Here is a 9,397-nt window from a genome sequence, read left to right as displayed (position 1 = left end):
CTCTGGTCGAGAGCGCGACAGCCACCAATACTGTCGTGAATGCCGGTGGAAAGTTGGATGTGGAGGCGGGCAGCACGGCCACCGGCGTGACGGTGCAGAGCGGTGGCAAGATCGAGGCTTCTGGAGTTGTCTCCAGCGTAACGGTGGAAAATGGTGCCGCATTGTCTGTCTCCTCTACTGCAACCATTGCCGGTATGGTCGTCAGCAGTGGTGGCAGTGTGCAGGTTCAATCTGGCGGCTCGCTAACGGGTGTGCATTTGAATGCAGGTGCATCTCTGGACCTCGGCTGGGTTGCTTATGACAGCAGCACCACAGCTAGTATTGATGCTGGTCAGGCGCTTGACCTCTCCAACGGTGCGAACTCTAGCCCTATTGCAACGCTTGAAGGTGATTACAGTAACGACTTCTTTGTTCTTTCAGATGACGGGCATGGCGGCACGCTTCTTACACTGGAAGAAGGCACACCCTGTTACTGCCCCGGCACTCTCATCCTGACGGAAGCAGGGGAGCGCCCGGTGGAGACGTTGGAAATAGGGGACCGTCTTGTAACGCATGATGGCAGCCTGCGCCCGATCCGCTGGATTGGCCGTCGGGCCTATGATGGCCGTTTTGCTGCCGGACGTACGGATATTATGCCCGTCAGAATTGCGGCGGGTGCGCTGGCAAATGATCTGCCAAGACGGGATCTGATCGTCTCCCCGCTGCATGCCATGTTCCTGCTGGGTGTTCTGGTGCCAGCTCACGCACTGGTTAATGGGCAGACCATTACACAGGCAGAAAACAGCAGTGTCATTGAATACATCCATATAGAACTGGAAACGCACGACATTATATTTGCGGAAGGTGCTCCGTCTGAAACATTTGTGGATGATGACAGCCGAGGCATGTTCCATAATGCGCATGAATTTGCGGAGCTTTACCCAGACGCGGAACAGATTGCTCCACGTTATTGTGCGCCACGTGTAGAAGACGGTGAGGCGCTTGAGATTGTCCGCCGTTATCTTGCTCCTGCAGCACAATCCGCCACAACTGCCGCAGAATTTTATGTGGACAAAGTGAGCCGTAGCCACATTACAGGCTGGGGCTGGGACCCTACTCAGCCGGACGGCAAGCTGCGTCTGAAAATTTCTGCCAATGGAGTTGTGCTCTGCTACGCCACGGCAGACCAGTACCGTGCAGATTTGAAAGCTTCCGGGAAAGGCAATGGTTTTCATGCCTTTGAGGTCAATCTGGTTTGTGGTTTGACAGAAGCACAAATTGCAAACCTGTCTTTCACAGTGGTGGACGTTATTCCGGCGTCGCGCGCTGTAGCATAACGTAAGGCCGGACTGGCATGACTGAACCCTATGTTGTTCCGGCACACCCCTCGGTGTTGCCGGGATATCTGGATCTGGCAACGCGCACCCGCATTGTGGGTTGGGCACAACCCAAGCAGGGGGGGGAGCCTGCTGCTCTGCAAATCCTGGACAATGGGAAACCACTTGCCCGGATTATCGCCAATCAGGCCAGGCCCGATGTGGCACGGGCAGGCTTTGGTGAATCCCGGTGTGGATTTGACCTGCTTATCCCGGCTCCCCTGCCTGTACATGAGCGGCATGTTATTCAGGTGCGTCGGGAAAGTGATGGCTCGGAACTAAACGGGTCTCCGGTGGTGATTGAAGCTGCCAAAGCTCTGGATGAAGATTTGCAGCGCCTTGTCCGTCAGGTCGCCCAGGGAGCGCAAACACATACCGAACGAGAGGATATTCTCGCCTTTCTGGCTGACGTTGCTGACAAGTTACTTGTAGCACATGCACGGACGGAAAGCGGGCAGGAGCAGAGGGAGCGTTACAACCGCCTTGCACGCCGGTTCGGGCCAGCTTTCCCGCAGAAAGCCAGAACGCTGCGTGCACTGATTATTGATGAAAACCTGCCAATGTCAGGCCGGGATGCAGGCTCGCAAGCCATTTCATCACATGCGAGAAGCCTGAAAGAACTTGGCTATGATGTCAGTTTCGTCGCTGCGAGGGATATGGACCCAGACCGTTCGGCCTGCGGGCGTCTGGAACAGTTGGGTCTGACTGTGTGGCGTGCACCCCATTACGCGTGTGTGGAGGATATTTTACGTCGTCAGTCCGGAACGTTTGATGTGGTGTATCTGCACCGTATTGGTGTCGCGACACGCTATCTTGCTCTGGCCCGACATTATCAACCCGCCGCTACAGTGCTCTATAGCGTGGCCGACCTACACCATCGGCGCATGAACGGGCAGGCTGCGCTTGAAAAACGGCCCGAGTTGCTCGCACTGAGCAGGTCTGTCCGGTTGCAGGAATGCACTGCCGCCTGGCAGGCAGACGGCGTAGTAACCCATTCACCAGAAGAAGAAGAGTGGCTGACCAAGGCTGTTCCGCAGGCCCGCATTGCCTGTGTTCCTTGGGCTATTCCTGTGAGATCCCCGGTAAATAATTTTGAGGAACGGCGTGATATCGCCTTTATCGGCAATTACTCTCATGCGCCCAACCTTGATGCAGCACGCTGGTTTGTAGAAACTATTTTGCCAGACTTACGCGCACACTATCCCGCGCTCACATTCTGGCTGGTCGGGGCAGATCTACCCCCGCATTTGTGCTGGCCAGAGGGCGTACGAGTGATGGGACATGTGGAGAACCTAGACAAAGAGGTTCTTGACCGGGTGCGTCTGACCGTTGCACCGTTGAGGTTTGGTGCCGGAATTAAAGGGAAAGTGCTGGAAAGCTTTGCTGCCGGTGTTCCTTGCGTGATGACACAAACGGCGGCTGAAGGGCTGAAACTTCCGCGTGCGCTGGCTAGTCTTGCTACGAAAGATGATAAAGGACTGAAGAACTGCATTCTCAAACTATATGCAGACCCCAAACGCTGCCAGGATATAAGTAAGAAATTGCAGGCATACGTGACAAAAACGTTTAGCGAAAAAAGCACCACTGAGGCTTTGCATGCAGCACTCAAAATGGCCACGCGCAAACGAAAAATTGCCGACTAACCGGCTTAAGGAATCAAAGGGTTAGTAGTCCACGGATCTTTGAGTCTTTAAACTTCCACCCTTCCACACTCAGCTTATTGTAAGCTTTGATAGTTTAACAGCCTACCTTTATTTTCATGATTCTTGCCGACAAATACCTGTTTGTCACGACTGCACTTCTGACGAACCGCCTGAATAATATTTTGTCACGAGAATTCAAAAATATCAGGAAAGAGTATCGAAGAGCAGCTTGAAATTAAGGATCAGAATAAGGCCTGAAACCAACCACGATAGAACTTTTATTTTTTTCGAAATAACGAACTCACCCATTTTTTTTCTGTCAGATACAAATAATACAAGCGGGATGACCGCGAAGGGCAGTTGCATCGACAGGATAACCTGGCTCAGCAACAACAACTTGCCCACACCGGCATTCCCATACAGCAGGGTCACGATAATAACTGGAATAATGGCGAGTCCGCGCGTTAGTAAACGCCTTGCCCAATGCGGAATGGTGAGGCGTAGAAAACCTTCCATAATAATCTGGCCAGCCAGGGTGCCGGTGACGGTTGAGTTTGTGCCGGCAGCTAGCAGCGCAACTGCAAATAAAGTGGAGGCAACCCCCAAACCAAGAATGGGTGATAACAGGCGATACGCATCTTCTATTTCTGCTACATCCTGATGGCCTGTGGTATGAAAAGCCGCAGCAGCAACGATAAGAATGGCGGCGTTTATAAAAAGAGCCAACATGAGGGCTATGGTACTGTCCCACGTTGCCCACCGGATAGCTTCTTTTCTGCCTGCGACGGTACGCTCAAATGCGCGGGTCTGGACAATAGAGGAGTGCAAATACAGGTTATGAGGCATCACCGTTGCCCCAATAATACCGATAGCTACATAAAGCATTTGACTGTTGGTCAGAATTTCTGGGGCAGGCACAAAGCCTTTAAGAAGTGCCGCAATGGGTGGCGCTGCGGCGAACATTTGCACGGCAAAACAGCCCGCGATTATACTGAGAAGCCCAATGATAAAAGCCTCCAGATATCGGAAGCCGCGATTCATTAAGCATAAGACAAGAAAAGCATCTAGTACTGAAACCGCAGCCCCCATCAGGAGTGGCATCCCAAACAGTAACTGTAGAGCAACAGCTGTCCCAATTACCTCTGCAAGGTCGCAGGCAATAATGGCAAGTTCGCAGGCAAGCCAGAGGACAATGGAGACAACTGGATGAAAATGCTCACGACAAGCTTGTGCAAGATCTCGCCCGGTAGCAATGCCCAGCCTGGCAGCAAGCGCTTGTAGCAAAATAGCCATGAGGTTGGAGAGCATAATAACGGACAGTAGCGTGTAGCCAAACTGCGCCCCGCCTTGTAAGTCCGTCGCCCAATTTCCCGGGTCCATATATCCGACAGAGACCATGTAACCCGGCCCGACAAACGCCAAAAAGCGTCGCCACCAGGAAGCATTGCCTTCAGGTAGCGGAATACTCGCAAAAACCTCTGGCAAGCTTCGGGCATCCGCGCCGCCGGACCGCGCAAAGCGCCATGGGGCTTTAGAAGAGGAAGGCTCTGTGGAAGGGTGAGGGACTTGAGTATCAGACATAGTGGAATACTAAACTCCACCTTTGAGAAATATGCAATGTGCTATATAAAGAAGCAAATGGGAAACCATAGCGTAAAAAGAAGGACTCACTCGGAGGCTTTACAAACCTCGTCTATGCCCGGTACTACAATCAGAGACGCCCTCTCGGCTTTGTTCCACCGGAGGATAGGTCTCTGATTACAAGGCGTTAGGTCCCTAGCGAACCTGCCTACTTCAAACCCCTGAGCCATGCTGGCCGATCGGGGATATGACAGCGACAATTTCCGTCAGGATCCGCTGGCTCACGAGATACTGACGGTATTGCATCCTGCAAAGGCTGCTGCGCTTACAGAAGACAGATTGGTGGCATTATAGGGACCACAACGGCAGCGAGAGGAGGTCAACAAGCTCAAGTAGATGCGCTGCATCACCACCCACTACGACAAGAGTGCCTTGTCACTCATGAGTTTCCTTAATCTCGCCGCCGTAAATCAGATATTTCGTCAACGCGATCTAGTAAATTTCCGGTATGATCATATTTTCAGGAGTTGGCTGGCGTTCGTAATCTGGATGATAGACGCGGGGCGGTAATACTACTTCCGGCTTTGTAATATCCTGATAGGGTATTTGGGTTAAAAGGTGATTGATACAGTTTAGACGTGCCCGTTTTTTGTCTACAGCCTGAACAACCCACCACGGCGCTTCAGGAATACTGGAACGCTCCAGCATGATTTCCTTGGCTTTTGTATAGGCTTCCCAACGTTTCCGGCTTTCCAGGTCCATCGGGCTAAGCTTCCACTGCTTTAGTGGGTCGGAAATTCGCGCTTCAAAACGCGCTTCTTGTTCATCATCTGTAATTGAAAACCAGTATTTAATCAGTTTGATGCCGCTTCTCACCAGCATACGCTCGAACTCAGGAACCGAGCGAAAAAACTCTTCGTATTCGTCGTCTGAACAGAAATTCATGACGCGCTCTACACCAGCGCGATTATACCAACTGCGATCAAAGAGAACGATTTCTCCGGCAGCGGGTAGATTGGCGACATAGCGTTGAAAATACCATTGTGTACGTTCACGCTCTGTAGGGGCGGGTAGGGCCGCCACACGGCAAATGCGCGGGTTTAGACGCTGAGTAATTCGCTTGATTACCCCGCCTTTCCCAGCAGCGTCACGCCCCTCGAAAAGCACGACAACGCGGGAACCTGTTTCCTTTACCCAGTCCTGTAATTTTATGAGCTCTCCTTGCAAACGGACAAGTTCACTAAAATAGACTTTCCGGAAAGCAGTAGAATATTCTGAGTTTTCACCGCCAGATCCAGCTTCGAGCTCAAGCTCAAATTCTTCGTCGAGGTCATCTATAATTTCCTGCCGAATGCGAATGCGCTCTAGTTCAGCGGGTGAAAATCTATCTTTATTTTCTGTCATAGTCTGGCGACCTGTGCATTATGTTTCCAACTCACGATAGTCGGATTTCATGGGAAAAATGGCATACTTTCGAGACCAAAGCACCGTTCTTCAGGCTCTCAACAGCAGATTTCATAAAAATACAATATTGATTAGGTAGCATCGAAATTTATAAAATGTTCTTTGCGAAACGTATTTTATTTGTGGATATAAGATTAAAATCTAGGCACGAAAAAACCGAGATCACCTTTTTAAGCCGTATTTTAGTTTTGAAGAAAAATTATTAAATTGTGCTGTGTATTTTTATACCATGTAACTTTCCAGATGAAAAATTATTGAACAAAGAAGCTACAAGTGACTATTTTCGCTTGTAGCTTCCTTACTATCGATATTACGCAATCTCACGTGAAGAAGCAGGCAGAACAGAGCCTGCCGTTAGATTAAACCTTCTTCTTTTAAAGCTTTCTGAGCAGCGGGCCGGGCAAAGACCTTATCGCGTAATGCGGTAGCTTTGGGATAAGCTGAAAGATCAATTTTCAAAGGCGTTGTCCAGCTTAGAATGACAGCCATCAGCGCGTCTGCTTGAGTGAACCCTATAGGCAACAGATAGCCATTTTTGCTATTCTCAAGCAGCGCTTCTACCTGTGACAAGCGGCGCGTTATAAGATGTGTCAACAGGTCACGTGTTGCCTCAGGAAGATTGGGAGCAAAGAGCCCCCCAATCGCACTATGCACGTCTTCACAAAAGCCAAGCATTTCCAGAAGCCTGAAGAACTCAAGGCTATCCTCTTTTGGGCTAAATGCTGTGTTGTCTGATTGTCGGCCAATATAGGTCAGCACAGCTACATTTTGCGTCAGAACCTCTCCTGTAGTCACTTCAAGTGCTGGAACAGCCCCTCTTGGATTGATTGCCTTGTAGTCTTGGTTTTCGGCTGTCCGCTTTTCTTTAAGATCGACTTTTACAAGCGTGTGAGGAAGGTTTGTCTCATTCAGAAGGATATGGGCTGCCAGAGAACAAGCACCAGAGGAATAGTAGAGTTTCATTGTCAGTTCTTTGCTTCAATGTTTCCAAAGGCGCAGAACGGGCAGAGACCATCCTGCTTGGGGAAAGCCTCGCATGAATAGCTCACAATGAGAAGAGTTCGTATCTGCTTACTCAAGTGTAAAAACTACGCAAATAAACGATTATGCTTGGTAAGGTAGTCCCGACAGTAGACTCAAACAGCATGGCTTACATTCTGCAGAAATGTAAAACGCCTTTTCGTAGGATGCTGGTTCAAGCTTCATAAGGGACTGGAACACAGACGTATACCCTCGAGGCAGCAGAAGAGAAGTGATCGGGCTGCAAGCTGCGGGAACGGAAGTTTACGCTGAAGAGTAGAAGGGACAGCCGCCATAAATGCGCTTTCGTTAGTCCGGGCTCTGTGTGCGCTTTGCCTAACTGGCATTATTACAGATGCCCCGTGGCAACTGGTCTACCTAATTTTCACGCTAGATGTAGACCTGAAACTGACTGAGGCGAAACTGAATATCTAACTCTTTTCACCTTGCTCCTCGTTTGTGGAGTTTGACCGGGAAGGCCTGCTGTTCATGGACCCTTTAAAGCCGGCACAGGTCACGGCGCAGGAAATGAGTAACGGACCGCCAATTCAGGGGAGGGCAATATCGTATTGGTAACAGCACCTACATTCCGCTGGAGTTGCAAGCAGTGAAGCTACCAGAGGCAAGGCTGAAAATGACGAACCCCCCGATTGTGGAAATAGCATGGGGGCTCCTTTTATTCACCCTTGAAAAGAGAAGGAACACGATACTCCTGCACAGCAAAAACTTTAAAATCAGTCTGGTGGGCCAGTTCTCGAAATGGGAACGGTTTTGCTTTTGGGTGGCGTATTGATCGGCGTTGCAACCTCGTTGGCAACGCCTTCCTACCATTATAGGCTAATCAGTTTATAAAAGCACTCTAAATAATATCCCCAGAGTATATTACAAAAAACTCTAGGTTTTTTTGAATAGTCAATTTTCTAATAAAAATACCTAAATCTAGAATTTAGTTACATCGACATAAAGAGCGACTGGCTGGTGTTCTGCTTTGGCTGACAATGCTTATTGTGGTATGATTTACTCAAATAGTTAATACTGTGGCATGTCTAATTATTGTGTGCTTCAATCTCAGATTTATTAATAAAACCTACGGCTTTTATATGTAGGTTATCACGTAGTATATTTCTGATGATTTTCACATCTCTGTCTCCCACCTCAATAAAATTATTTGTATATACTAATCTGGTATTTTGCTGCAAAACTGATACATTATACTGCTCCTGCCACACTTTACTTAGATGAGATAGAAGGCGAGAGAAGGTTATATATAATTTTTCATCAAAAAAAATACCACTTTCATTGAGTGAGTTCTTGGCTTGTTCTATTTCTTTTTTAGTATGATTTAAATCCCTATAATGCATTGTATCTAAAAATGCTTTTTGTCTATCTTCTGAACAAAATATATGGTTCCTATCAACTTCTGGTAAATCAAATTCTTCTATGTAAAGATTGAAATTTTCTCGATTTAATCCGTTTAATTGTGGCGCTAACCTAAAATTTGAAACTAGAGATCTTACCATAGCAAATGCGCTATTCAAATGGCTCCAGCACTCAATGCACGCGTTGTACTCTTTCTCATTAGAGCGCGTCCTTCTATCCTGCGCTTGGGAAGTGGTTAGTTTAAAGACTTCAAATTCAGTCTGAAGATCACCCTGATAAAGGGCTATATTTTTTTAAGTTTAGCTTTGTGATCTTCTAATTTTTGATTGAACTCATGCTCAATTTTCGCTGTGATTTTCTTTTCACTATGCGTTTTTAGCAGCCACACAGCACAACTAAATCCAGCACTCACAATGCTAGACAGGATAAAGGTTAGCAAATCAAAATTTATTAAGGATGTCCAATTCATGGTAATTCATGCTTATATTCAAGACACAACTGAATAAGTCGGAAAATTGCTTCTGAACGAGTTAAATCGTAATGTACAGCCCATTTGTCTACCGCTTCAATCATTTCAGCAAGAACCCGGCCTGCCAACATCCAGTCTTTCCCTGTTACCGGTCGGCCTCCTTTTTAGGTATAGCCTTTTTATTGACGCACTTACACCTTGAGTATACGTAAAAAACCAAGGTAAGATAGTGGGCTGCCGCGTATCAGGAATGACAGAACTGCGGCAGGACCATTCCCCATGGCTTGAAAGCAAGGTAGCGTATTTTAATTGGAGCCGTGCTGAACATACAGTTTTGAAACCAGACCGGCCACAATCAAGAGCCAAAATCATCGCTCCCCGGCATGAGAAGGCACGTTGGGTGCCAGCCACGCACAGGTAAGCCTTGACAGAGGCCCCGCGCCGTAAACTGCATATGGTGGATTCAGAAGTTATCCCGGCACCAG

The 9,397-nt window shown here is 48.4% G+C and carries 6 protein-coding genes; 2 read left to right on the top strand and 4 right to left on the bottom strand.

All coding sequences use genetic code 11. The annotated features are described in order from the left end of the window. A partial coding sequence (locus tag Abci_RS12325; protein WP_181015854.1) for a Hint domain-containing protein occupies window positions 1-1,316 on the top strand: 1,316 nt, incomplete at its 5' end. A gap of 17 nt (window positions 1,317-1,333) precedes the next feature. Continuing rightward, a complete protein-coding gene (locus Abci_RS12320; RefSeq protein WP_048839485.1) occupies window positions 1,334-2,998 on the top strand; it encodes a glycosyltransferase family 4 protein in 1,665 nt (554 codons plus the stop codon). Between the two features lie 204 nt (window positions 2,999-3,202). Here Abci_RS12320 and Abci_RS12315 read toward each other — a convergent pair whose 3' ends face one another. The 4 genes from Abci_RS12315 to Abci_RS12300 all read right to left on the bottom strand — a co-directional run bounded on the left by Abci_RS12315 (window position 3,203) and on the right by Abci_RS12300 (window position 8,601). Next, on the bottom strand, window positions 3,203-4,579 hold the full coding sequence (locus tag Abci_RS12315; protein ID WP_048839484.1) for an Nramp family divalent metal transporter: 1,377 nt from the start codon (window positions 4,577-4,579) through the stop codon (window positions 3,203-3,205). A 492-nt stretch (window positions 4,580-5,071) separates the two neighbouring features. Then, window positions 5,072-5,983, bottom strand: a complete 912-nt coding sequence (gene ppk2 / locus Abci_RS12310; protein ID WP_048839483.1) for a polyphosphate kinase 2 — start codon at window positions 5,981-5,983, stop codon at window positions 5,072-5,074. A 414-nt stretch (window positions 5,984-6,397) separates the two neighbouring features. Then, the gene (locus Abci_RS12305; RefSeq protein WP_048839482.1) at window positions 6,398-7,006 is read right to left on the bottom strand and encodes a glutathione S-transferase N-terminal domain-containing protein; all 609 of its coding nucleotides are present in this window, start codon (window positions 7,004-7,006) and stop codon (window positions 6,398-6,400) included. 1,103 nt (window positions 7,007-8,109) lie between these two features. Then, complete coding sequence (locus Abci_RS12300; RefSeq protein ID WP_146807071.1) at window positions 8,110-8,601, bottom strand: hypothetical protein; 492 nt, start codon at window positions 8,599-8,601, stop codon at window positions 8,110-8,112. Between the last annotated feature and the right edge of the window lie 796 nt (window positions 8,602-9,397).

The sequence above is a fragment of the Acetobacter cibinongensis genome (assembly GCF_000963925.1).
Taxonomy (GTDB): Bacteria; Pseudomonadota; Alphaproteobacteria; order Acetobacterales; family Acetobacteraceae; genus Acetobacter; species Acetobacter cibinongensis.
The sequence above is the reverse complement of the archived record's forward strand: the minus strand, read 5'-3'. Positions and strand labels throughout refer to the sequence as shown.